The organism is Serratia nevei, assembly GCF_024160145.1.
In the GTDB taxonomy this organism is placed as follows: domain Bacteria; phylum Pseudomonadota; class Gammaproteobacteria; order Enterobacterales; family Enterobacteriaceae; genus Serratia; species Serratia nevei_A.
The window spans coordinates 187,704-211,597 of record NZ_JAMYWQ010000003.1; the positions used below are offsets into that span (position 1 = coordinate 187,704).

Annotated in this window: 25 protein-coding genes and 1 pseudogene; 16 read left to right on the forward strand and 10 right to left on the reverse strand. The window is 61.9% G+C overall.

Translation table 11 applies throughout. The annotated features are described in order from the left end of the window. Positions 1–60: 60 nt before the first annotated feature. Together bglX and M6G53_RS04400 are read right to left on the reverse strand one after the other, a co-directional pair. Positions 61–2,358, reverse strand: a complete 2,298-nt coding sequence (bglX, locus tag M6G53_RS04395) for a beta-glucosidase BglX (RefSeq protein WP_253329260.1) — start codon at positions 2,356–2,358, stop codon at positions 61–63. Between the two features lie 112 nt (positions 2,359–2,470). Continuing rightward, on the reverse strand, positions 2,471–3,391 hold the full coding sequence (locus tag M6G53_RS04400; protein ID WP_253329262.1) for a LysR substrate-binding domain-containing protein: 921 nt from the start codon (positions 3,389–3,391) through the stop codon (positions 2,471–2,473). Positions 3,392–3,509: 118 nt separating this feature from the next. Here M6G53_RS04400 and M6G53_RS04405 point away from each other — a divergent pair, with 118 nt between their 5' ends. Together M6G53_RS04405 and M6G53_RS04410 are read left to right on the forward strand one after the other, a co-directional pair. Then, positions 3,510–4,664 (forward strand): methionine aminotransferase, encoded by a 1,155-nt coding sequence (locus M6G53_RS04405; protein WP_253329264.1) that lies wholly within the window; start codon positions 3,510–3,512, stop codon positions 4,662–4,664. A 34-nt stretch (positions 4,665–4,698) separates the two neighbouring features. Continuing rightward, on the forward strand, positions 4,699–5,478 hold the full coding sequence (locus M6G53_RS04410; protein WP_253329266.1) for an ABC transporter substrate-binding protein: 780 nt from the start codon (positions 4,699–4,701) through the stop codon (positions 5,476–5,478). Between the two features lie 34 nt (positions 5,479–5,512). Here M6G53_RS04410 and ddlA read toward each other — a convergent pair whose 3' ends face one another. Continuing rightward, positions 5,513–6,616 carry a D-alanine--D-alanine ligase gene (gene ddlA, locus M6G53_RS04415; RefSeq protein WP_033637551.1) on the reverse strand — a complete coding sequence of 368 codons (1,104 nt, stop codon included), beginning with the start codon at positions 6,614–6,616 and terminating at the stop codon, positions 5,513–5,515. A gap of 168 nt (positions 6,617–6,784) precedes the next feature. Between ddlA and M6G53_RS04420 the strand changes: the two genes are divergently transcribed. The 4 genes from M6G53_RS04420 (at position 6,785) to M6G53_RS04435 (ending at position 10,813) form a co-directional block, all read left to right on the forward strand. Next, the gene (locus M6G53_RS04420; protein WP_006324220.1) at positions 6,785–6,988 is read left to right on the forward strand and encodes a ParD-like family protein; all 204 of its coding nucleotides are present in this window, start codon (positions 6,785–6,787) and stop codon (positions 6,986–6,988) included. Then, entirely contained in the window at positions 6,985–7,779 is a 795-nt protein-coding gene (map, locus tag M6G53_RS04425) for a type I methionyl aminopeptidase (protein WP_253329268.1), read from the forward strand. Before M6G53_RS04420 ends, map begins: the two co-directional genes overlap by 4 nt. Positions 7,780–7,904: 125 nt before the next feature. Beyond that, complete coding sequence (dld, locus tag M6G53_RS04430; protein WP_253329270.1) at positions 7,905–9,608, forward strand: D-lactate dehydrogenase; 1,704 nt, start codon at positions 7,905–7,907, stop codon at positions 9,606–9,608. A 353-nt stretch (positions 9,609–9,961) separates the two neighbouring features. Then, positions 9,962–10,813 (forward strand): DMT family transporter, encoded by an 852-nt coding sequence (locus M6G53_RS04435; protein WP_253329272.1) that lies wholly within the window; start codon positions 9,962–9,964, stop codon positions 10,811–10,813. Between the two features lie 57 nt (positions 10,814–10,870). Here the strand turns inward: M6G53_RS04435 and M6G53_RS04440 are convergent, their stop codons facing one another. Beyond that, positions 10,871–11,461, reverse strand: coding sequence for a Yip1 family protein (locus M6G53_RS04440; RefSeq protein ID WP_253329274.1), 591 nt, complete (start codon positions 11,459–11,461; stop codon positions 10,871–10,873). A gap of 205 nt (positions 11,462–11,666) precedes the next feature. On the opposite strand from M6G53_RS04440, the gene M6G53_RS04445 reads away from it, so the two are divergent. The 7 genes from M6G53_RS04445 to M6G53_RS25720 all read left to right on the forward strand — a co-directional run bounded on the left by M6G53_RS04445 (position 11,667) and on the right by M6G53_RS25720 (position 16,250). Next, positions 11,667–12,134, forward strand: a complete 468-nt coding sequence (locus tag M6G53_RS04445) for an acyltransferase (protein ID WP_253329276.1) — start codon at positions 11,667–11,669, stop codon at positions 12,132–12,134. Next, positions 12,134–12,676 (forward strand): GNAT family N-acetyltransferase, encoded by a 543-nt coding sequence (locus M6G53_RS04450; protein ID WP_253329278.1) that lies wholly within the window; start codon positions 12,134–12,136, stop codon positions 12,674–12,676. Before M6G53_RS04445 ends, M6G53_RS04450 begins: the two co-directional genes overlap by 1 nt. Before the next feature lie 104 nt (positions 12,677–12,780). Continuing rightward, complete coding sequence (locus tag M6G53_RS04455) at positions 12,781–13,632, forward strand: DUF1460 domain-containing protein (protein WP_253329280.1); 852 nt, start codon at positions 12,781–12,783, stop codon at positions 13,630–13,632. 129 nt (positions 13,633–13,761) lie between these two features. Beyond that, on the forward strand, positions 13,762–14,574 hold the full coding sequence (locus M6G53_RS04460) for a MetQ/NlpA family lipoprotein (RefSeq protein WP_253329282.1): 813 nt from the start codon (positions 13,762–13,764) through the stop codon (positions 14,572–14,574). Between the two features lie 152 nt (positions 14,575–14,726). After that, complete coding sequence (locus M6G53_RS04465; RefSeq protein ID WP_253329284.1) at positions 14,727–15,176, forward strand: type II toxin-antitoxin system PemK/MazF family toxin; 450 nt, start codon at positions 14,727–14,729, stop codon at positions 15,174–15,176. Between the two features lie 347 nt (positions 15,177–15,523). Continuing rightward, positions 15,524–16,063, forward strand: coding sequence for a GNAT family N-acetyltransferase (locus M6G53_RS04470; RefSeq protein WP_253329286.1), 540 nt, complete (start codon positions 15,524–15,526; stop codon positions 16,061–16,063). A 103-nt stretch (positions 16,064–16,166) separates the two neighbouring features. After that, on the forward strand, positions 16,167–16,250 hold the full coding sequence (locus M6G53_RS25720; protein WP_016928643.1) for a small membrane protein YohP: 84 nt from the start codon (positions 16,167–16,169) through the stop codon (positions 16,248–16,250). Between the two features lie 42 nt (positions 16,251–16,292). Here the strand turns inward: M6G53_RS25720 and M6G53_RS04475 are convergent, their stop codons facing one another. From M6G53_RS04475 to M6G53_RS04485, 3 genes are all read right to left on the reverse strand, one after another. Further along, a complete protein-coding gene (locus tag M6G53_RS04475; protein ID WP_253329288.1) occupies positions 16,293–17,213 on the reverse strand; it encodes a DUF808 domain-containing protein in 921 nt (306 codons plus the stop codon). A 102-nt stretch (positions 17,214–17,315) separates the two neighbouring features. Further along, a complete protein-coding gene (locus tag M6G53_RS04480; protein ID WP_253329290.1) occupies positions 17,316–18,173 on the reverse strand; it encodes an alpha/beta fold hydrolase in 858 nt (285 codons plus the stop codon). A gap of 191 nt (positions 18,174–18,364) precedes the next feature. Beyond that, entirely contained in the window at positions 18,365–18,769 is a 405-nt protein-coding gene (locus M6G53_RS04485) for a VOC family protein (protein ID WP_253329292.1), read from the reverse strand. Between the two features lie 76 nt (positions 18,770–18,845). Between M6G53_RS04485 and M6G53_RS04490 the strand changes: the two genes are divergently transcribed. Next, complete coding sequence (locus M6G53_RS04490) at positions 18,846–19,301, forward strand: GNAT family N-acetyltransferase (RefSeq protein WP_253329294.1); 456 nt, start codon at positions 18,846–18,848, stop codon at positions 19,299–19,301. A gap of 34 nt (positions 19,302–19,335) precedes the next feature. On the opposite strand, the gene pbpG is transcribed toward M6G53_RS04490, so the two are convergent. The 3 genes and pseudogenes from pbpG to M6G53_RS04505 all read right to left on the reverse strand — a co-directional run bounded on the left by pbpG (position 19,336) and on the right by M6G53_RS04505 (position 22,510). Next, positions 19,336–20,265 (reverse strand): D-alanyl-D-alanine endopeptidase, encoded by a 930-nt coding sequence (pbpG, locus tag M6G53_RS04495; RefSeq protein ID WP_253329295.1) that lies wholly within the window; start codon positions 20,263–20,265, stop codon positions 19,336–19,338. A gap of 151 nt (positions 20,266–20,416) precedes the next feature. Continuing rightward, positions 20,417–21,520, reverse strand: a pseudogene (locus M6G53_RS04500) (adenosylhomocysteinase). Positions 21,521–21,565: 45 nt separating this feature from the next. Further along, entirely contained in the window at positions 21,566–22,510 is a 945-nt protein-coding gene (locus tag M6G53_RS04505) for a GlxA family transcriptional regulator (RefSeq protein WP_253329297.1), read from the reverse strand. Between the two features lie 91 nt (positions 22,511–22,601). Between M6G53_RS04505 and M6G53_RS04510 the strand changes: the two genes are divergently transcribed. Both M6G53_RS04510 and M6G53_RS04515 read left to right on the forward strand, forming a co-directional pair. Continuing rightward, a complete protein-coding gene (locus tag M6G53_RS04510) occupies positions 22,602–23,279 on the forward strand; it encodes a DJ-1/PfpI family protein (RefSeq protein ID WP_253329298.1) in 678 nt (225 codons plus the stop codon). 49 nt (positions 23,280–23,328) lie between these two features. Next, on the forward strand, positions 23,329–23,892 hold the full coding sequence (locus tag M6G53_RS04515) for a DedA family protein (RefSeq protein ID WP_253329300.1): 564 nt from the start codon (positions 23,329–23,331) through the stop codon (positions 23,890–23,892). Positions 23,893–23,894 lie beyond the last annotated feature (2 nt).

Sequence of the window (23,894 nt, forward strand, 5' to 3'; positions counted from 1 at the left end):
CGATGACGTTAGCGGGAATGGATGCCCCCTCGCTCAGCGCGGCGAACGAGGGGGACAGGGTTACTTCAGCGTAAAACTTTGCGCCTGCACGTTGTCGGAGTCCAGGCCGACAAACACGTTGAATTTGCCCGGCTCCGCCCCCCATTTCAGGCTGGCGTTGTAGAACTTCAGATCGTCTTCGCTAATCGGCAGCTCAACCTGCTGCGACTGGCCGGCCTTCAGCGTCACTTTCTTGAAGTTGCGCAGCTCTTTTACCGGCCGGCTGACCGAGGCGGTCACGTCCTGCAGATACAGCTGCACCACCGTGGCACCGTCGTACTTGCCGGTATTTTTCAGCGTGACGCTGGCGGTTAGCTTGCCGTTGCGCGCCATCGTCGGGCTGGACAGTTTCAGATCCGACAGGCTGAAGGTGGTGTAGCTCAGGCCGTAACCGAACGGATACAGCGGGCCGTTCGGCGAATCGAAGTAGCGCGAGGTGTACTTGCCCGGATTCTCCTTGCCGAACGGGCGGCCGGTGTTCAAGTGGTTGTAGTACATCGGGATCTGGCCGACCGAGCGCGGGAAGGTCATCGGCAGCTTGCCCGACGGGTTGTAGTCGCCGAACAGCACGTCCGCCACCGCGTTGCCGCCCTCGGTGCCGCTGTACCAGGTTTCCAGCATCGCGTCCGCCTGCTCGCTCTCCCAGCTCAGCGCCAGCGGCCGGCCGTTCATCAGCACCAGCACCAGCGGCTTGCCGGTGGCTTTCAGCGCGGCGATCAGATCGCGCTGGCTCTGCGGGATGGTGATATCGGCGCGGCTGGAGGCCTCATGCGCCATACCCTGCGATTCCCCCACCACCGCCACGACCACGTCGGCCTTGTTCGCCGCCTGTACCGCTTCGTCGATCATCTGCTGCGGCGAACGGGTATCGAACGCCACCGCCGGCTCATACTCGTTCAGGTAGTCGATGATGCCCTTATCCTGCGTGACGTTGGCGCCCTTGGCGTAAAGAATGCGCGCCTTGTCGCCCACCGCCTGCTCCAGCCCTTCACGCAGGGTCACCGACTGCTTGACCACTCCGGCGGCCGACCAGCTGCCCATCACGTCGCGCTGGCTGTCGGCCATCGGCCCGACCAGCGCGATGGTCGCCTGCTTGCTCAGCGGCAGCGTCTGCTTATCGTTCTTCAACAACACCATCGTTTTGCGTGCCACCACCCGCGCCTCGGCGCGGTGCAGACGGCTTTCGGCGTTGGTGTCCTGCGGGTCGGAACCCGCCGGGCCCAGATGCACATACGGATCGGTGAACAGCCCCATGTCGTACTTGGTGTTCAGCACGTCGCGGCAGGCGCGGTCGATATCGCTTTCAGGCACCAGCCCGTCTTTCACCAGACCCGGCAAGTATTTGTCGTAAAACTCGTCGCTCATGCTCATGTCGACGCCGGAGGTGATTGCCAGCCGCACCGCGTCGCGCGCGTCGGCGGCCACGCCGTGTTTAATCAGCTCTTTAATTGCGCCGTGGTCGCTGATGGTGATGCCTTTAAAGCCCCACTGGTCGCGCAGCAGGTCTTTCAGCAGCCACGGGTTGGCGGTGGCCGGCACGCCGTTCACCGAGTTGAGCGACACCATCACCCCGCCGCTGCCGGCATCCACCGCCGCTTTGTAAGGCGGCAGATAGTCCTGATACATGCGCAGCGGGCTCATGTCGACGGTGTTGTAATCGCGGCCGCCTTCGACGGCGCCGTACAACGCAAAGTGCTTAACGCTGGCCATCACCGAACCGGGCTTGGCCGGGTCGCCGTTCTGGAAACCGTCGACCATCACTTTGGCGATTTTCGACACCAGCCAGGTGTCTTCGCCGAAGCCTTCGGAGACCCGGCCCCAGCGCGGATCGCGGGTGATATCGACCATCGGCGCGAAGGTCATGTTCAGACCGTCATCGCTGGCCTCCTGCGCCGCCACGCGGGCGCTGAGCGCAATGGCTTCCAGATCGAAGCTGGCCGCCAGCCCCAGGCTGATCGGGAACACGGTGCGCTGGCCGTGCACCACGTCATAGGCGAAGAACAACGGAATTTTGAGGCGACTGAGCTGCATCGCCTGATCCTGCATCACCCGAATGTCCGGGCGGGTGACGGTATTGAAGATGGCGCCGATCTGCCCTTTGCGGATGCCCTCGCGGATCGCTTCTTTCGGGTTATCCGGCCCGACGCTGATCAGCCGCAGCTGGCCGATCTTCTCTTCCAGCGTCATCTGCTTCATCAAATGGGACACGAAGGCGTCGCGCTGCTGGGCGTGAATGCCCTGCGTTATCGGCGTTTCCTGCGCAAAAGCCGGGCTGAGGGCCAGACCGGACAACATACTCACCACACAAAGCCATTTCATCTTGTTTTATCTCAGGCGTGTTTCCGCTGCCAACGCCGCGGGGTTTAATCGGAGTGAAGAAACAGTTTGCCACACTCTGTTTCATCGCCAAGGGAATTCGCATCGGTAATGTTTACAAAGCATTACAGGTTATCGGCAGGTAATTCTGCAGCCGGGCGCGGCTGTCGGCGGCCTCCGCCGTCAGAAAATCGATCAGCGGCGCCAACGCCGGCTGCGGCGCCCCGCGTTCAGGATAGACCAGATAATAGGCCGCGCCGCTGCTGACGCAGAGCGGGAAAGGCGTGACGACGCGCCGCGCCTGAATATCCTCCTCCAGCAGGCACAGATCGCCGATGGCGATGCCGAACCCCTGCAGCGCGGCGCTCATCGCCAGATCGAGAGTATCGAAATGCTGAGCCTTGCCGGACGGCAGCGCATCGGCCCCCGCCGCCTTCAGCCAGCGCAGCCAGTCGCGCCGATCGCGCGTCGGGTGCAGCAGGGTTTTGTCCGTCAAATCCGCCAGCCGGGGCGCCGGCGGCAGAAACGTCGGCGTGCAGACCGGCGTGAGGATTTCGTCGAACAGCAGGTGCGCGGCCAGCTTTTTACCCGGTGGCCGGCCGAATACCACCGCGGCGTCAAACTGCTCGGTGCTGAAATCCAGGCCGTGCGACACCGAGGCAGTCAGCTCGATATGCATGTCCGGCCGTTCATTCTGCAGGCGAATCACGCGCGGCAGCACCCAGCGCATCGCGCAGGTCGGGCATTTGATGCGCAGCGCCCCCGGCGGGGCGGCGGCCCGCGTCAGCGCCTCGTCCAGCTGCCCCAGCGCCTGCTGCACCGGCGCCAGCAGCTGCGCGCCCTGCGGCGTCAGCGCCAAACCGCGCGCCTGGCGGCTGAACAGCGGATAACCCAAGCGCTGCTCCAGCCCGAGAATTTGCCGGCTGACCGCCCCCTGCGTCAGGTGCAGTTGCCGGGCGGCATGGGTAAAGTTGAGGCGTTGCGCCACCACCACGAAGGTTTTCAACACGTCGAGCGACGGCAGGGATATCGGCATAGCGGGCCTCGATTAGGTATGATCGTAGTGCATGGCAAGTATGACAAACTTTCCCTTGTCCGCCTACGCCGGCTGATGCTTAATCGCTCAACACTTCCCTGTTTGCCTGGAGCCCATCATGCAGAGCGCCTGTTCATCCCGCTCGAAGCTGCCGGACGTCGGCACCACCATTTTCACCGTCATTGGCCAACTCAGCACCGAACATCAGGCCCTCAATCTGTCGCAGGGCGCGCCCAACTTCGCCGGCGACCCGCAGCTGATCGAGGCTACGGCGCAAGCCATGCGCGCAGGTCATAACCAATACGCGCCGATGAGCGGCGTGGCGGCGTTACGTGCTGCTCTGGCGGAAAAAGCTGAACGATTGTATGGCGCACGCTATGACGCCGACGAAGAAATCACGGTGATCGCCAGCGCCAGCGAAGGGCTGTACTCGGCGATCAGCGCGCTGGTGCATCCCGGCGACGAGGTGATCTATTTCGAACCGGCGTTCGACAGCTATGCGCCGATCGTGCGCCTGCAGGGCGCCACGCCGGTGGCGATCAAACTGTCGCTGCAAGATTTTCGCGTCGACTGGGACGAAGTGGCCGCCGCCATCAACGGCAAAACGCGCATGATCATCGTCAACACGCCGCACAACCCGACCGGCGCAGTGTTTGACGAGCACGACATCGAACGCCTGACCGCCCTGACCCGCGACACCGACATCGTGATCCTGTCCGACGAGGTCTACGAACACGTGGTGTTCGACGGCGAAATTCACCACAGCATGGCGCGCTATCCGCAGCTGGCGGAACGCAGCGTGATCGTGTCGTCGTTCGGTAAAACCTACCACGTCACCGGCTGGCGCGTCGGCTACTGCCTGGCGCCGGCGGCGCTGATGGACGAGATCCGCAAGGTGCACCAGTTTATGGTGTTCTCCGCCGATACGCCGATGCAACACGCCTTCGCCGCCGCGCTCGCCAACCCGCAGAGCTACCTGGGGCTGGCGGCGTTTTACCAACAAAAGCGCGATCTGCTGGCCAGCGCCTTGCAGGATTCGCGCTTTGAGCTGCTGCCCAGCCGCGGCAGCTTCTTCATGCTGGCCCGTTTTAGCGGCTTCAGTCACGAAAGCGACAATGATTTCGCCGTACGCTTGATCCGCGAAGCGAAGGTAGCGACGATCCCGCTGTCGGCGTTCTACAGCGACGGCACCAATACCGGCCTTATCCGGCTGAGTTTTTCCAAAGATAACGAGACCCTGCTGGAAGGCGCGCGCCGCCTGAGCCAGGCGTAATTTTTTGTCCGACCATGGGAAAGGGGCACTGCCTATGAAAGCACTGAAAACGCTGTTCGCCGCCGGATGCCTGCTGGCCGCCGGCTCTTCGCTGGCGGCGGAAAACAGCCTGCGCTTCGGCCTGGAAGCGCTGTATCCGCCGTTCGAATCCAAATCCGCCAGCGGCAAACTGGAAGGGTTCGACATCGAACTGGGCGACGCGGTATGCGCCGCCGCGCAGTTGAAATGCAGCTGGGTGGAAACCTCGTTCGACAGCCTGATCCCGGCATTGCAGGCGCGCAAGTTCGACGCCATCAACTCGGCGATGAACGTGACCGAACAGCGGCGTCAGGCGATCGCCTTTACCGACGCCATCTATCAGGTGCCGAACCGCCTGATCGCCAAGGCCGACAGCGGCCTGCTGCCGGACGCCAAATCGCTGGCGGGCAAACACGTGGGCGTGCTGCAAGGATCGATTCAGGAGATTTACGCCAAAACCCATTGGGCGCCGGCGGGCGTGGACGTGGTGTCTTATCAGGATCAGAATCAGGTTTACCTCGATCTGGCGGCCGGTCGGCTCGACGCCACGCTGGTGATGGCGCCGTCGGGGCAAAGCGGCTTCCTGTCGCAGCCGGACGGCAAGGGCTTCGCCTTCGTCGGCAAGGCGGTGCGCGACGACAAAATCCTCGGTGAAGGCATCGCCTTCGGCCTGCGCAAAGGGGATGAGGCGCTGAAGAAAAAACTGGATGCCGCCATCGCCAAAGTGAAACAGCAAGGCACGGTGGCGGCGCTGTCGAAGAAGTATTTCGGCGATATCGACGTGACGGTGAAGTGATAGACGGGGGCGGCACCGCCGCCCCCTGCCGCGTTTAGCGATCGAACACCGAGCTGTTCAGCGCACGATCCTGCTGATGGCGCTCCAGCGCCAATTCGATCAGGCGGGTGATCAGCGCCTGATAGCTGACGCCGCTGGCGGCCCACAGCTTGGGATACATGCTGATATTGGTGAAGCCCGGCAGCGTGTTGATTTCGTTGATTACCACCTGGTTGTCCGGCGTCAGGAACACATCAACCCGCGCCAGCCCGAAGCACTCCAGCGCGCGGAACGCCTTCAGCGCCACCTCGCGGATGTGGTCGCTCACTTCCGGCGCGATTGCCGCCGGCACCACCACCTGAGCGCCCTGCTCATTGATGTATTTGGTGTCGTAAGAGTAGAAGGCGTCGCTCAGCACGATCTCGCCGCACACGCTGGCCTGCGGATCGTCGTTGCCCAGCACCGCGCACTCGATCTCGCGGCCGACGATCGCCGACTCCACCAGCACCTTGTGATCGAAGCTGAAGGCCAGCGATACCGCCGCGTCGAACTCGGCGCGGTTTTCCACCTTGCTGACCCCGACCGACGAGCCCTGGTTGGCCGGCTTGACGAACAGCGGCAGGCCGAGGCGCTCGCTCAGTTGCTCAAACGTAAACCCGGCGCGGTTGGCACGCGTCAGGGTGACGAACGGCGCCACCGCCAGCCCGGCGTCGCGCAGCAGGCGCTTGGTCACGTCTTTGTCCATGCTGACCGCCGAACCGAGCACGCCGGCGCCGACGAACGGCATATTGGCCATGCGCAGCAGCCCCTGCAGCGAGCCGTCTTCCCCCAGCGTGCCGTGCACGATCGGGAAGATGACGTCGAGCTGGCCCAGCGCGCCGGCGCTGCCCGCTTCGATCAGCTGCTGTTTTTCCTGGCCCGGGATCAGCGCCACGTTCTTGTTCGAGCGGTTCAGCGCGATCAGCGCCGGGTTCTCGGCGTTGAGCAGGTAGTTGGAGGCGTCGTTGATGTGCCACTGCCCCTGTTTGTCGATCCCCAGCAGCGTGACATCAAACTTCTCTTTGTCGATTGCATCCACAATGTTTTTGGCCGACTGCAGCGACACCTCATGCTCCGCCGATTTACCGCCAAAAATCACCCCAACACGTAGTTTAGTCACGCCTTAAATCCTTCTGAAAAATCATGGCAAAAAAGTCGTTCATCACAATAAACGCATTGTCTGGCGGCGGCAATCGTTGTTGCCAGAATCTTCTTACGCCACAGAATGCCACATCGCCACCATCCATAACGTATACACTTCGTATATTGTTCACTTAGGGAGACGCCGATGGGCATCGTAAAAATTTCAGACGCGCTGCATGACGATCTGCGCCTCGCCAGCCTGACCATGACGCGTTCTATCAACGCGCAGGCCGAGTACTGGATCAAGATCGGCATGCTGGCGGAGTTCCATCCGGAACTGACCTACCCGCAGCTGGTAAAAAAGATGATGAAAGATAACGCGCTGACGCTGAAGGAGATTGTCGGGTGAAACAGATTGTGATTAAAACGCCGGAAGAGATTGCCAAAATGCGCCATTCCGGCGCCCTGCTGGCTAAAGTGTTTGCTATGCTCGATGAGGTGATTGTCGAAGGCATCTCCACCATGGAGATCAACGATCGCGCCGAAGCGTTTATCGTCGAAGAGCTGAAGTCGCGCCCGGCCAGCAAAGGGCAGTATGATTTCCCCTATGTGCTCAACACCTCAATCGACGATGTGGTGTGCCACGGGGTGCCGTCGGCCAGCAAAATTCTGCGTTCCGGCATGACCGTCAACGTGGACATCACGCTGGAAAACGACGGCTATATCGCCGACTCCAGCAAGATGTACTGCATCGGCCAGGTGACGCCGCTGGCCAAACGGCTGGTGAACAACGTCTATGAATCGATGTGGCAGGGCATCCGCGCGGTGAAACCGGGCGCCACGCTGGGGGATATCGGCCATGCCGTCCAGCGGCACGCCGAGCAGGCCGGCTACAGCATCGTGCGGGAGTATTGCGGCCACGGCATCGGCCGCGATATGCATGAAGAGCCGGCGGTGTTGCACTACGGTCAACCCGGCAGCGGTATGGTGCTGCAGGAAGGCATGGTGTTCACCATCGAGCCGATGATCAACCAGGGCGACCGCCGCATCAAGCAGAAGAAAGACGGCTGGACGGTGGTGACGCGCGACAAAAAACTGTCGGCGCAGTGGGAGCACACCGTGGCGGTCACCGCCGACGGCGTGGAGATCCTGACGCTACGCGACGAAGAGCGCCGGGCCGGCTACGCCGAGCGCTACTAAACCCGCAAGCCATTAGCCTGGCAAGCTGATAGCTTAATAAGTTATTTAATTGATAGCCTCTTAGCTTATATGCGGCACTCCGGCGCCGCAGTTAAAGCAACGGGGATGACAGGGAGACAGGCAGCATGCAGTCAGGCAATCAGGCATTTATCAACCAGCTTAAAGACATTGTCGGCGGCCCGCAGCTGTTGACCGGCGATCGCAACACCGAGCGGTATCGCAAGGGATTCCGCTCCGGCGAAGGCCAGGCGCTGGCGGTGGTGTTTCCCACCAGCCTGCTGCAGCTGTGGCGTATTTTGCAGGCCTGCGTGGCCGCCGACAAAATCGTCATCATGCAGGCCGCCAATACCGGCCTGACCGAAGGGTCAACCCCCAGCGGCAACGACTATGACCGCGACATCGTCATCGTCAGCACCCTGCGCCTCGACCATATTCAGGTGCTGGACAACGGCAAGCAGGTGGTCGGCTTCCCCGGCAGCACCCTGCACCACCTCGAGAAATTGCTCAAGCCCTACGGCCGCGAACCGCATTCGGTGATCGGTTCCTCCTGCATCGGCGCCTCGGTGATCGGCGGCGTGTGCAACAATTCCGGCGGCTCGCTGGTGAAACGCGGCCCGGCCTATACCGAAATGGCGCTGTACGCCCAGCTAGGGGAAGACGGCCAGCTGCGCCTGGTGAACCATCTGGGCATCCGCCTCGGCGACACGCCGGAAGAGATCCTCACCCGGCTGGAAAAAGGCGACTATCGCCCGGAAGACGTCGAATACGGCGAGCTGCGCGCCTCGGATAACGAGTACGCCAGCCGGGTGCGCGACGTCGATGCCGACACCCCTTCCCGCTTCAACGCCGACAAACGCCGCCTGTACGAAGCCTCCGGCTGCGCCGGCAAGCTGGCGGTGTTCGCGGTGCGGCTCGACACCTTCGAGAAAGAGGGCAAAGAGCAGGTGTTCTATATCGGCACCAACGACACCGCGGTGCTGACCGAACTGCGCCGCCACATGCTGAGCCAGTTCGAAAACCTGCCGGTGGCCGGTGAGTACATGCACCGCGATATCTTCGACATCGCCGAGGTGTACGGCAAAGACACCTTCATGATGATCGACAAGCTCGGCACCGATCAGATGCCGCGCTTCTTCACCCTGAAAGGCCGTATGGACGCCAGCCTGAGCAAGCTGCCGCTGCTGCCGCACAACCTGACCGACCGGCTGATGCAGGGCCTGAGCCATCTGGCGCCGAGCCACCTGCCGACGCGCATGAAGGAATACCGCGAACGTTTCGAACATCACCTGCTGCTGAAGATGGCCGGCCCCGGCGTAGACGAAGCGCAGCGCTACCTGACCGAGTACTTCGCCCAGGCCGAAGGCGCTTTCTTCGCCTGCACGCCTGACGAAGGCAAAAAGGCCTTCCTGCACCGCTTCGCCGCCGCCGGCGCCGCCGTGCGCTACCATGCGGTGCACGCCGACAAGGTGGAGGATATTCTGGCGCTGGATATCGCCCTGCGCCGCAACGACACCGACTGGTTCGAAACCCTGCCGCCGGAGATCGACAGCCAGCTGGTGCATAAGCTGTATTACGGCCACTTTATGTGCCACGTGTTCCATCAGGACTACGTGGTGAAAAAGGGCGTCGACAGCCACGCGCTAAAGGAAAAGATGCTCGAGATCCTCAACCGGCGCGGCGCCGAGTACCCGGCGGAGCATAACGTCGGCCACCTGTACCACGCCAAGGCGGATCTGCAGGCGTTCTACCGCACCGCCGATCCGACCAACAGCTTCAACCCCGGCATCGGCAAAACCAGCAAACGCAAAGGCTGGGCCGAAGAACGTTGACAGCGCTCCCTGTTACGCCGTGGCGCAGCAAAAGGTGTTGCACGCCCCGGCGAACTTGACTATGTTTAAGGCAGTTCGTCTTATTCCCGGTTTCCAGGTTCCCACATGACTCCATTGGCGCACAGCACAGATCCGACCAACGCGACCGTTCCGGCCGTCGTTTTGCTGTGTGCTTCCTCCGCCCCACCCGCCGTTTCCTCTGTCGTTTCAGCGGTTGCCGCTTACCCGCCACGCAGTGTGGTTGTGCGCTAAGCCAAACCGACTTTTTACCTCCGGCTTATTGATCTGTTGCGTTCAGGCGTAGACCGCCGCGCGCGCCGGAGCCTGTAATTTTCACGACAGGTGAAATTGATATGCGATTACCTTCTCTCTGGGCCAATGCCGGCCTGGCTACGCTGTTCGTCCTGCTTTGGAGCAGCGGCGCGATCTTCTCCCGTTGGGGGTTGGAGCACGCCTCCGCCTTCGCTTTCCTGTTCTTCCGCTGCGCCATCGCGCTGGCGGTGCTGTTGGCCATCGGCCTGTGGCAGCGCCAGTGCCTGCCCGCTCCCGGCACCCGCCGGCGCGTCGCGCTGATTGGCGTGCTGATGATCGGCAGCTATCAAATCTGCTATCTGCTGGCGCTGGAACAGGGTATTACACCCGGCGTGCTGGCGACGCTGCTCGGCGTACAGCCGATCCTCACCCAATTCATCACCGAACGGCGCTGCACCGGGCTGCGGGCGCTCGGCCTGGCGCTGGCAATGGTCGGGCTAACGCTGGTGGTGTACCAAAGCCTGATGGTGGCCCACTTCTCGCTGAGCGGCATGCTGTTCGCCTTTATCGCGCTGGGCTGCATGACCGCCGGCACCCTGCTGCAAAAAGGCATGACGCAGCCGCCGCTGTCGGTCTTGCCGCTGCAGTATGCCGTCGGGTTGCTGATGTGTACGCTGGCGCTGCCGTTTGAGCCGCTGCGGGTCGACTGGCGGCCGGCGTTCGTGCTGCCGCTGCTGTGGATGGCGGTGGTGATCTCGGTGCTGGCGACCTTCTTGCTGTATCGCCTGATCCAGCGCGGCAACCTGGTGCAGGTCACCAGCCTGTTCTATCTGATCCCGGCGGTGACCGCCCTGCTGGACTACCTGTTGCTCGGCCACGCGCTGGCGGCGCTGAGCCTGCTGGGCATGGCGGGCATCGTGCTCGGCGTGATGCTGGTTTTCCGCCGCGTATAAAAGCAAAAGCCCCCGCGCCGTTCCACCGGCGCGGGGGCGAACACAACAACCGTTAACTCAGAACAACCAGGAACCGTACCCCCACAGCAGCACCGTCAGCCCCAGCAGCAGCTCGAGCAGCAGAATGCCGATGGCGAAGGTCGAGCTGGAGAAGATGAACCCTTCCTTACTGTCGATATTCAGGAAGTGCGGGATCCCCAGATTCAGCAGATAGCCCGAATAGCACAGGCCGATTATGCCGACAAACAGACACAGCCAGACGACCGGATAGAGCGCCACCACGCCGCTGAGGAACATCGGGGTCGCCACGTAGCCGGCGAACACCATGCAGCGGTGCAGCGTTGGGCGCGATTCATAACGCCGCGCCATCCAGTGAATGACTTTCCCCATGGCCGCTACGCCCGCCAGCATCAGCAGGTAGAACGCCACGGCGGTATAAAGCGCGGTAAACATGTCGAGCCTGATGGCATGTCCCTCGCCGGAGAGCCAGCCCAACTGGGTGGTGCCGATAAAGGCGCAGACCACCGGGATTGCCGCCAAGAGCAACACGTGATGGGTGTATAGGTGCGAGACGCTTTCATTCTCGCTTTTGATCTGTTCGAACTCGGCGCTGGGATGCGCCAGAAGTCCCCAAACATGACTGACCATGAGACACCTCCTATCTCGCCGTAGGCCGCGATCGGCGAACGAATTTCACACCTCCGACGGACAGCTACCCGTGCGAGGATTGCGGCCACGGGGCTCTCTCCCCTGTACTCATTATAGTCTTTCGGCGAAAAAACGTGCGGAAAGCGCAACGCCGCAGCGCTTTGTCTTATACTCCCACCATAAAAACCAGGCTGCGAGGAAGGTCATGTCATCCGTTATCACTACCCGCCAGGCGGGGATCGTCGACGTCGACGCCGGGCGCAACGTCACCGTTGTCGAGCCCTGCAATCTGTACGGCTGCCGGCTCGGCGACGATGTCTTCATCGGCCCGTTCGTGGAGATCCAGCGCCACGTCAGCATCGGCGCGCGCAGTAAAATTCAGTCGCACAGCTTTATCTGCGAATACGTCACCCTCGGCGAAGCGTGCTTTGTCGGCCACGGCGTTACCTTCGCCAACGATCTGTTCAAAAACGGCGCGCCCAATGCCGATCCGGCCAGCTGGGGGCGCACGCGCGTCGGCGATCGGGTGTCCATCGGCTCCGGCGCCACGGTATTGGCGGTGGAAATCTGCAGCGACGCGGTGATCGGCGCCGGGGCGGTCGTGACTCGCGACATCACCCGCAAGGGGATCTATGCCGGCAACCCGGCGCGCCTGCTGCGGGAGCTGCCGTAATGACCCCGGTCATCCGCATCGCGGCCATTGAGGCGCTGCCCGATGATTACCTGACGCGTGGCGATTTCGGCTTTACCATCCGCTGTTACGCCCTGCCACAGTTCGACAGCCCGGTCGATAGCTGGCCAACCCGCCCGGTGGCGCCATTTCGCAAGCAGTATCCCCTGGCGCCGTTCGCCAACGAAGACAGCGCAACCTTCCTGGCCTATCGCCAAGACGAAGCCGTTGGCCACATCACGCTGAGCAAAAACTGGAACGGTTACACCCTGATCGACGAGATCGCGGTCAGCGCTCACGCGCGCCGTCAGGGCATCGCCGGGGCGCTGCTGGACTGCGCCAAACGGTGGGCGCGGCAGCAGGAAACCTCGGGTATGATGCTCGAGACGCAGAACAACAATCTGGCCGCCTGTCGCTGCTACCAGCATTACGGGTTTATTCTCGGCGGCATCGACCGTTTGCTGTACCGCGCCGAGCCGGAGATCGCCGATCACGAAATCGCGCTGTTCTGGTATTTGCCGTTCAATAGCGAAATCGGTTACTGATTTATCGGCCGCCATTGAGGCTATGTTTACTTTTTAACCCCTACCATCGGATGAGAACTGTTATCACTGACTCTGATAAACCAGCGACACCCAGGGAGGGCCGTATGAACCAGAACAAGGTTGTTTTACTGATGTTAGCTATCGCCATGAGCGGATGCGCCGATCGCCCCGCCGCCGTCACCCCCGCAACGCCGCCGACCGACGTCACCGTTTCGCCGCCGGGCGTGCAGCCGGAGATGGACGCCGGCACCCGCAGCAAGCTGCGTGAGATCCTCGCGCTGCGCGCCGGTTGGCCCGCCGCACAGCCGCATGGCCGCACCGTCGATTTGATTTCGCGCGAGTTTCTCGGCACGCCCTATCTCGCCAACCGTCTGATCGGTTCGCAGAGCACGCCCGAGCAGTTGGTGATCGACTTCCGCGGGCTGGATTGCTTCACCTACATCGATTATGTGGAAGCGCTCAGCACCGCCCGCAGCGAGGGCGAGTTCGTACAGCGTCTGGTAGACATTCGCTACGTCGACGGCAAAATCGCCTTCCCGCAGCGCAAACACTTCTTCACCGACTGGGCGCAGCGGCCGCACCAGGTGGCCGAAGACATCACCGCGCAGCTCAGCCCGCACGCCGTCACCCTGGTGAAAACCCTCAACCGCAAGGCGGACGGCAGCAGCTACCTGCCCGGTTTGCCCAACGTACAACGCAGCGTGACCTATATCCCCAGCGACAACGTCGACGACAAGGTGCTGGCCCAGCTGCGCACCGGCGATTACATCGGTATTTACACCAACCTGGACGGGCTGGACGTGACCCACACCGGCATCTTCGTGATGACCGACAGCGGCCCGGTGCTGCGCAACGCCTCTTCGCGCCAGGCCAACATGCGGGTGGTCGATTCGCCCTTTATGGATTACGTGATGGCTACGCCGGGCATCGTGGTGCTGCGTTCGCTCAGCCGATAATCCCCGCCGCATAACGGCTATAAGCTATAGCCGTTTATGCTGAGCGAGCGTTTGACTTCATCGGCGGTTCAGGCTTAGCTGTAAGGACAAAAAACAACTGATTTTATTGTTCTTTTCAGGGAGAATTCGATGACCTTACGCTGGCGTATCACCCCTCTGGCAGCGGCCTTCGCCGCCGTATTGGCGCTTCAGGGCTGCGATCAAAAAACCGATCAGAATCATATCAAGGTCGGCGTCGTCAACGGCGCGGAACAGGACGTGGCGGAAGTCGCCAGACAGGTGGCGAAGGAGAAATACGGGCTGGACGTCGAGCTGGTCGGCTTCAGCGGTTCACTGCTGCCGAACGACGCTACCGACAAGGGCGAACTGGACGCCAACGTGTTCCAGCACCGCCCGTTCCTCGAACAGCAAAATAAAGATCACGGCTATAAGCTGGTGGCGGTCGGCAATACCTTTGTCTTCCCGATGGCCGGCTACTCCAAAAAGATAAAATCGCTCAAAGAGCTGCCGGACGGCGCGGTGATCGCCATCCCGCTCGATCCGACCAACCTGGGGCGCGCCCTGCTGCTGCTGGAAAAAACCGGATTGATTACGCTGAAACAAGGCAAGGGGTTGTTGCCTACCGCCCTGGACATCAGCGCCAACCCGCACCATTACCAAATCATGGAGCTGGAAGGCGCGCAGCTGCCGCACGTGCTGGACGATCCAAAGGTCACCGTCGCCGTCATCAGCACTACCTACATCAACCAGACCGGCCTGTCGCCGACCAAAGACGGCATCTTCATCGAGGATAAGGACTCTCCGTACACCAACATCATCGTCACCCGCGAAGACAACAAGGACGCGCCGAACGTGCAGAACTTCATCAAGGCCTATGAGTCTGACGAAGTGGCCAAGGCCGCCGAGAAAATCTTCAACGGCGGCGCGGTGAAAGGCTGGTAAATTCGGCCACCATCAAGGCGGATTCTGCGTACGAATCCGCAATATTTCACTTTCATTCCCCGTTTACTTACGCCACACCTTTCTCTAAAAGCAAAACGCCCGCATGCTCATTACTCCATAACACGGATTGTTCACAACAAAGGAGTGTCTCGATGCCGATCAAATTTGCCCCCAAGGTCGGGGAAATTCTCGAGTGCAACTATGGCAACTATCCCCTCTCAGTCTGCCAACCGCATGAAGCCGGCTTTTATGATGGCCACATTCCACCAGAAATGGTGAAGAACCGTTTAGTTGTTGTGTTAAACGGCAAAATTAACGGCAACGCCTGCATTATCGTACCGCTGTCGACCACCAGAGATTCGAACAAGATCGAACGGGGATTGCACATCGAAATTACGCGTGAACTCATCGAAGATATGAGATTCTTTCATCCGCAAACGCGCTGGGCAAAGGGCGATCTGGTGCAGCAAGTTAGCCGCCAACGGCTGAACAGAGCCCGTAAAGAGAGAGGCTTTCTTACCCAGTGTCTGTCGCGCGAGCTTGTTGCTGACATACAACGCGCCGTCATTAAGTCGGTCAATGCCAGAAATATGCTGTTCTGACCAGTACGCTGTTGTTGACAAAACAGGCAAATCAGGTGAAATTGTCGCCGTAGCCGATAAAGGCCCTTATGCTATACCCTCCCTTTCAGGGACCTGCGAAGCCCAGCCATCAAGCTGGGCTTTTGCCTCTCTGGCGCCCACCGATTTTTAAATCGCAATCTTCTCTCCCCGCTCCTGCATTACCGTTCGCACACTGCATCATGACGACAGCCAGGGTTTGCCGATGCGCGGCTGACAACCCCATAGGGTTTTCTTATCTCACCATAAGAAAACCCGATTTACCCCGGCGGCGAGCGGCGCGCATAATGGCGTTCATCCGCTGATTTCCAAGGTAAACAGGCATTACCATGACGCTCTCCGCTCCCTTACTCAGCCTCCTCGATGCCACGCCGGGCGATATGGCCGCCGTGCTGCGCATATACACCCACCACGTGCTGTACGGTGCCGCCTCGTTTGAAGAACAGCCGCCGACCCTGGCGGAAATGCAGCTGCGGCTGAGCAAGGTGCAAGAAGCCGGGCTGCCCTGGCTGGTGGCAAAAAGCGAAGGCCGTATTGTGGGCTACTGCTATGCCACACCGTATCGCCCCCGGCCGGCCTATCGCTTTACCGTGGAAGACTCGGTGTATATCGCCGAGGGGCAACAGGGCAAAGGCGTCGGCAAGGCGCTGCTGAGCGCGCTGATCGCCCGCTGCGAGCAAGGCCCCTGGCGCCAGATGCTGGCGATCGTCGGCGATTCCGCCGCCAACCGCGGCTCGCTGGCGCTGCACCAGTCGCTCGGCTTTACCAGCGTCGGGACGTTAAAGGCCGTGGGGTTCAAACGGGGGGAATGGCGCGACACCCACCTCATGCAGCGCGCGCTGGGCGCGGGCGACAATCGGCATCCCTGAATGCAAGGCGACGCACGATAGGAAGTTAGCGTCTATAGTGAAGAATGATTTCATTGAGTTAGCGCCAGTTGCGCGCCACATTTAACGGGTAAGGGAGAATCAAATGAAAATTATTCTGTGGATTGTCGCCATCATCTTTATTGTCGGTTTGTTGACGATTACCGGCGTTCTCAAACTGATTTTTTAAAGCGTCTGCACCGTCCCGCCCCGCCCGGGGCGAGACTTTTCATCATGCCTTGAAACGCGCGCGCACCGCGCCCAGCGCCGACACCACCGCCAGCACCACGCCGCCGGCGACCAGCCCGAACGCCACGTTCAGCAGCGCCGGAACCGCACCCTGCAAGATATGGCCAAACGTCGGCACCACCGTGGTGTACGAGGCCCAATCTTCGAAAAGGTGATGCACCGGCGGCAGGCCGTGGGTCAGGATACCGCCACCGACCATAAACATGGCGACCGTGCCGACGATCGACAGCGTTTTCATCAAATAAGGCGCGGCGCGCACGATGCCGCCGCCGAGGGAGCGCGCCAACGCGCTGCTTTTGCGGCTCAAATACAGCCCCAGATCGTCCAGCCTGACGATGCCGGCGACGATGCCGTACACGCCGAGCGTCATCACGACGGCGATGCCGCATAAAACGATCACCTGCTGGCTGAAGGTGGCGCCGGCAACGGTGCCCAGCGTGATGGCGATAATCTCGGCGGAGAGCACGAAGTCGGTGCGTATTGCGCCTTTCACCTTGCGCTTCTCATAGGCCGCGGCATCCTCATTGGCGCCGGGCCCGTCCGATTTTTCCTCCTGCGCCGCCTTGCCGTGGCTCAGGCTGTGAAACACCTTTTCGAACCCTTCGTAGCACAGGTAGGCGCCGCCCACCATCAGCAGCGGCGTAATCGCCCAGGGCGCGAAAGCGCTGATCAGCAGCGCCAGCGGCACCAGGATCGCCTTGTTGATCAACGAGCCTTTGGCGACGCTCCACACCACCGGCAGTTCGCGGTCGGCTTTAACACCGGTGACCTGCTGCGCATTGAGCGCCAGATCGTCCCCCAGTACCCCGGCGGTTTTTTTCGCCGCCATCTTGCTCATCAAAGAAACGTCGTCCAGCAACGAGGCGATGTCGTCGATAAGGGTAAGTAAGCTACTTCCTGCCAAAATGATTCATCCTTTTCATATTCACGATTCATTATCCGTTTAGCATAGTGGTAAAGCGTTATGAAAGGATATGGGAGGATCGCGGAAAACGCCGGGCGGACGTTAAAACCTCTCGCCTGACAGGCTCTCATCAGCGCCGAGAGCGAACGCGCGTGAGATATGTTGAAGGACCGGGCCGTGGGCCTCAAAGACGCACGATAAATGCGTACTGCCCTCAAGCAAACCAAAGGCAACATGCACACTGCCATGCTGTTCGACGAAACGCTGCAAGGATTGCGCGCTGAACAACTCATCCTGCGCTGCCGCCAGCAGCAAGGTCGGCAATCGCAGCGCCGCCAGTTGCTTTGCCGGGGTGCGTGGCGTCAAGGCGTTAGCCATATTGACGCTGTATTGGCAGACAAAATCGGGGGCGGCGGCCAGCACGGCCGGGGGAAAATTCAGGCTGACCGCCCGGGATTGCCCAAACCACCGCCCACCGCTGAGCGCATTGGCCACAAAAGGCCATTGCCGCACCTGGGCAAAACGGGCCGTCGCCGCCAGATCGCGGGCCATCCCGGCAAATGGCCCCAGCTCGGGCGCCAGCAGGATCAGGCTGTCCGCCTGCTGTTCGCAGGGATAGCGGGTCAGGTAGTTGAGCAACATCCCGGCGCCGCTGGAATGGCCAAGCAGGTGCCTGCGCGCTAACGGAAAACGCAGGCGCATTTCCGCCAGGATGACATCGACATCGCGCCAAATACGCTCAGGCCGCTCAACCGTCCCCCGCTCTCCCGTGGAATCGCCATGCCCGCGAATATCGACCAGGCACACCGCGAGCGTTGGCTCGGCGGCCAGCTGGCGCGCAAGAATGTCATACCCGGCGGCGCTGTTAACCCCGCCGCCGTGATAAACCACGATCACGTCTTCGCTCTCGGCAGTTTGCCGATACAGGCGATAGCTCAAGCCCTCAACGCGGCCGGACAACGTATCCCCCCCCCGCCCCCGGCCACTCAGCGTAAGACTTCGCTTGCTCAACATAGCGGTCAAAATCAATCAAAGTGCACCTTTCCCTGATGTTGTCGGTATTTCCTACGGCAGCACCCCTGCCATTCCGGCGGTAAGCATATGAAATAACAGCAGCAACTGCCATGCCTTTTGCACGCTCCCCCTCAGCCTCAGGGCAGATCCCCCGCCGGCACATTGAGCTGCCAGGAGAGCCCAAAACGATCGTTGAGCCAGCCGAAGCGGGCGCTGAAGCCGTAGTCGTCGAGAGGCATCAGCACCTTGCCGCCCGCCGCCAGGCGGTGGAAAGCCTGCTCCAGCGCCTGTTCGTTCGGCAGGTTGATGAACAGCGACACCGCCGGCGTAAAGCCGAAATCATGGCTGATCGGGCTGTCGATAAACACCAGGTTCTGCCGGTCGAAATCGATGGCGGCATGCTTGATCAATCGCCGGCCGTCCGGCGTCGGGTCGTAATGCTGTACCTGCATGAGCCGAAAACGATCAAACACCTGGCTATAGAGGTCGATCGCCTGCTGCGCCTCCCCCTGGAACATGACAAAGGTCGAAACCTGACTCATAACATCCTCTCCGGCAATCGTTGTGGTATTAATGGAGGATAGCGGATTACCGTTGAAGCGGCGGAAAGGAGCAACCATGAGCATCATTCATCGCCTGGCGCAGCCGGACGATCTCAACGGCCTGTTGGCGCTGTATCGCGAGCTGCGCCCGCAGGACGCGCCACTGCGCGCCGACGACGCGCGCCGCACCCTGCAGCGCCTGCTGGACGATCCGGCGATCCGTCTGGTGGTGGCAGCGGACGAGGAACAGCCGATCGCCACCTGCATGCTGGCGCTGATCCCGGGGCTGGCGCATCAGGCGCAGCCGTTCGGCGTCATCGAGCACCTGGTGACGGCGGAACCCTATCGCGGCCACGGCGTGGCGCTGGCGATGATCGAATACGCGCTGCAGCTGGCCTGGCGCAAAGGCTGTTACAAGGTGATGCTGCTGTCGGGGCAGCAGCGCACTGGCGCGCACCAGCTTTATCTCAAAGCGGGTTTCGACGGCGATCGCGAGCGGGGATTTGTCATCAGGCGGCCCGAGGGCCGATAGCGGCCTGCTGCAAAAGAGCAGGCCGCCAGGCGGGTTATTCGCTGTCGTTCTTCGCCAGGCTGGCGTCTTTTTGGCGACGATAGTCGCGGGCGGCGGCCGGGATCGGCGTCACCTTGCCGGTTTCAATCCAGCTGCGCAGGCGATTGGCGTCGGCGAAGTGGGTATATTTACCGAAGGCATCCAGCACCACCAGCGACACCGAGCGGTTACCGATCACGGTACGCATCGCCAGGCAGTGGCCCGCCTGGTTGGTAAAGCCGGTTTTGGTCAGCTGAATGTTCCATTTCGGGTTGTACACCAGATGGTTGGTGTTGCGGAACGGCAGCGTGTAGTTCGGGTCTTTGAAGCTGGCCATCCGCTCAGTGGTGGTGCTGAGCTGGCCGATCAACGGGTATTGCTTGGTGGCGATCAGCAGCTTGGTCAGATCGCGCGCCGTCGACACGTTATGGATAGAGAGCCCGGTGGGTTCGACGTAACGGGTATGAGTCATGCCCAGCGCCTTGGCCTTGGCGTTCATCGCGTTGATAAAGGCGTTGTAGCCGCCCGGGTAGTGATGCGCCAGGCTGGCGGCGGCGCGGTTTTCCGACGACATCAGCGCCAGCAGCAGCATATCCTTGCGGCTGATTTCGCTGTTCAGCCGCACCCGCGAATAAACCCCTTTCATCTCCGGCGTCTGGCGGATATCCACCGACAGCATCTCATCGAGCGGCAGGTGCGCGTCCAGCGTGACCATGGCGGTCATCAGCTTGGTGATCGAGGCGATCGGCACCACTTCATCCGGGTTGCGCGCATACATCACCTTATGGGTTTGCATATCGACGACCATCGCGCTGCCGGAGGCCAGCTCCGGCTGGGTGGCATGCAGAGCGGCGGCGTTGTCGCTGGCCAGCGCGCGCGGCGCAAAGCCTGCACCCGCCTGCAAAGCGAGCAGGGTCAGAACCAAAACACGTATTTTCACAGGCATTACTCTGAAATGGGGGCTTGAACTCAGCGAATTATATGTGAGGGTTCAGCGCTTGGCACTGGGATTGTATGGCGGATTTGTGACAAATTCTGTCGGCCGAAAAACGACGCAGCCCGCGGGCGCTCTGGGATGAACGCCCGCATAAAAAAAGTTACAGCGCCGGCTGCCAGGCCGACTGCGGCAACAGGTACAGCCCCGGCGTTTGCCGCGCCCCCGCGCCGACGATATGGCCGATACCGGCCGCCATCACCGCCAGCGTCACATCGAAGGCGTTGAGGCTGTCGCCGTAGCCGGCGGTCAGGTTGAACATCGAACCGTTGGCCAGCAAATAGACCGTCTTTTCATTAAGTTGGTAAGCGTTCACATAAGGCATCGGCTCGTGGTGCGGCAGGCCTTGCAGGAAGCCGACGTCGATCTCTTCCGCCACGTGGCCGACGTTAAGGATAAACACGCCGTCCTGCGCCTGTTGCAGATGCTGCACCGAGAGCACGTTTTTGGCGCCGGTCGCGGTGGCGATCACGTCCGCCTGGGCAACAGCGCTCGCCAAATCCACCACCTGCCAGCCGTCATAACGCGCCTGCAGCGCGCGCGCCGGATCGATTTCCGCCACCATCACCTGGCCGCCGTAAGCCCTGGCCGCCGCCGCCGTCCCCTGCCCGACCAGGCCCTAGCCGATCACCAGCACGCGCTTTTCGTGCAGCGTCAAATGGGTGGTCTGGAAGAAGGTGTGCCAGGCGGTCAGCCCGACCATATGCCGATTGTGCAGCCCCTCTTTCACCGGCAGATCGTCCCAGTTGAAGATCGGGTAGCGCGGCGCCACGCCGTTCAACCGGTTGATGCCCGATCCGGTGGCTTCCAGCCCGGCGACGATCGGCGGGCCGCTCGGCGATTGGTGCAGGCGGGTGGTCAAATCCGCTCCCATTTCGCACAGGTGAGTCGGTTGCCAGGCCAGCGCGCGGTCGAAGGACGCCGACCATTCGCCGGCGCTCATGTCGCGCCAGGCATAGGCCTGCGCGCCCCGCCGTTCCAGCCAGGCCACCACGTCGTCCTGCACCGTGGTGGGATTGCAGGTGGTCAGGAAGATCGCCGCGCCCTTGTCCAGCAGGCCGGCCACCAGCGGCGCCATTTTCAGATCCAGGTGCATATTGCACGCCAGCCGCACCCCGTGCAGATCCGGCAACGCCGCCACCGCCGCCCGGGTGCGCGGCATATGGCGCATCGCCCAGTTCAATTCACTGTCGAAATCCTGATACATCCGTTGCTCCTCTGCTGCGCCCCGCCGCCCGGCGTGGCAAAAAAGTTATCCCGCGCGGCCAAGCCGGCGGATCGCCTGCGGCGACAGGCCAAAGACGCGGATAAACGCCCGCCTCATGCGCTCCGGATCGCTGAATCCCACCGAACGGGCGATCGCCTCCAGCGGCTCGGCGCTCTCTTCGATGCGCACCCTGGCCGCCTCCACCCGCAGCTGTTCGATCACCTTGGCCGGCGTCTGCCCGGTTTCGGCGCGGAACAACCGACCGAACTGGCGCTCGCTCAGGCAGGCGGCGTCGGCCAGATCCGCCACCGACAGCGGCAGGTGCAAGTGCTCGCGCGCGAACGACAGCGCGGCGCGCATGCGATCCGACGACGGGTTCAACGCCAGCAGCAGCGAGTACTGCGACTGCCCGCCGGGGCGCCGGTGGTAGACCACCAGCTGCCGCGCCACGCCCGCCGCCATCGTGGCGCCAAGGTCGTCTTCTATCAACGCCAGCGCCAGATCGATGCCGGCGCTGATGCCGGCCGAGGTCCAGATATCGCCGTCGCGAATGAAGATACGGTTACTGTCGACGCGGATGCGCGGATAACTCTGCTGCAGCCGCGCCGCATGATACCAGTGGGTGGTGGCGCGCTTGCCGTCCAGCAAACCGCAGGCCGCCAGAATAAACGCGCCGGTGCACACGCTGGCGATGCGCCGCGCTCGCTGGCTGTGGGTCGTCAGAAACGCCACCAGCGCCGGCGACTGCGCCGCCATCACGTTGCCGCTGCCGCCGGCCACCACCAGCGTATCGAAACGCTCGTCGCCGCACGGCTGCGTGGCGATCTCCACCCCGGCCGAGCTGGCGACCATCCCGCCCTGCGGCGAGATCGCCACGCAGCGGTAGGCCGGTGGGTCGGTAAACTGGCTGACGTTATCGAACGCCGCCAGCGGGCCGGCAAAGTCCAGCAGGTTGAAACCGGGAAAAACCACAAAACCGATCGTTTTCATGATGGCGCTTTTTGAGGGTTATCTGTCATAACAGCCAAAAACAGGGCGGCTATTATGGCCCAGGTCCAACGATAAAAATGAGGCGAATGTCATGTCTGAACCACTCGTGATTGTATTTCCCATCTATCAAGGCGTCACCCAACTCGATTTCACCGGCCCGCTGCAGTTTCTGCGCCACATGCCGGGCGCGGAAATCATCGTCGCTTCAGTAGACGGCGCGGATGTCGAATCGGAAGGCCTGCATTTCACCCGGCTGCGCCCGCTGCCGGAGATCGCGCGCTGCGACGTGCTGTGCGTGCCGGGCGGCAGCGGCTGCACCCAGGCGCTGCAGGATGAAGCATTCATGCGGCAAATCCGGCGGCTGGGCGCCGATGCCCGCTACCTGACCTCGGTGTGCACCGGTTCGCTGATCCTGGCCGCCGCCGGCTTGCTGCCGGGCAAACGCGCCGCCTGCCACTGGTCGATGCGCGACAGCCTGGCGCTGTTCGGCGCCATACCCAGCGCTGCACGCGTTGAGCGCGACGGCAACGTGATCAGCGGCGGCGGCGTCACCGCCGGCATCGACTTTGCGCTGGCGCTGATCGCCGAACTGCACGGCGAAGACACTGCCCAGACGATCCAACTCTATCTGGAATACGCCCCGGCCCCGCCGTTCACCGGCGGCACGCCGGAACTGGCCCCGCCACACATTTACGCCAGGGTACAGGCGCAGATGGCAGAAAGTCTGGCGCGGCGCAGATCGTTGGTGGCGCAGATCGCTCAGGGCTAGCGATCGGCGTATACTTGCCCTTATGCGTCAGCCACATAAGGAGTGAGGAATGACCGATTTGGCCCACTACATTACGGATTACGGTTACTGGGCGTTGTTTATCGGCTGCCTGGCGGAGGGGGAGACCATCACGCTGCTGGGCGGCATCGCCGCCCATGAAGGGCTGCTGCACTGGCCGTGGGTGATTGCGGTGGTGGCGCTCGGCGGCACGTTGGGGGATCAGCTGTTGTTCTTCGCCGGCCGCCGGTTCGAAGGCCGGATCCTGTCGCGGCTCAAGGGGCAGGAAAAGCGCATCGCACGCGCCAGAAGGCTAATCGCTCGCCACCCGATACTGTTCGTGCTCGGCGTGCGCTTTATGTACGGCTTTCGCATCATCGGCCCGGTGCTGATTGGCGCCAGCCGCCTGCCACCATCGCGCTTCGTGCCGCTCAACATCCTCGGCGCCATTCTGTGGGCGACGATCTTCGTCATGCTCGGCTATTTCGGCGGCCAGGCGATCGAAAGCTTCGTGACCGGCTTCGACAAAAAGCTCTCCAGCCTGCTGTTTGTCGCGCTGGCGATCGCCGCCATCCTGCTGGTGCGCTTCTGGTGGCGCAAACGCCACGCGGAGTGAAG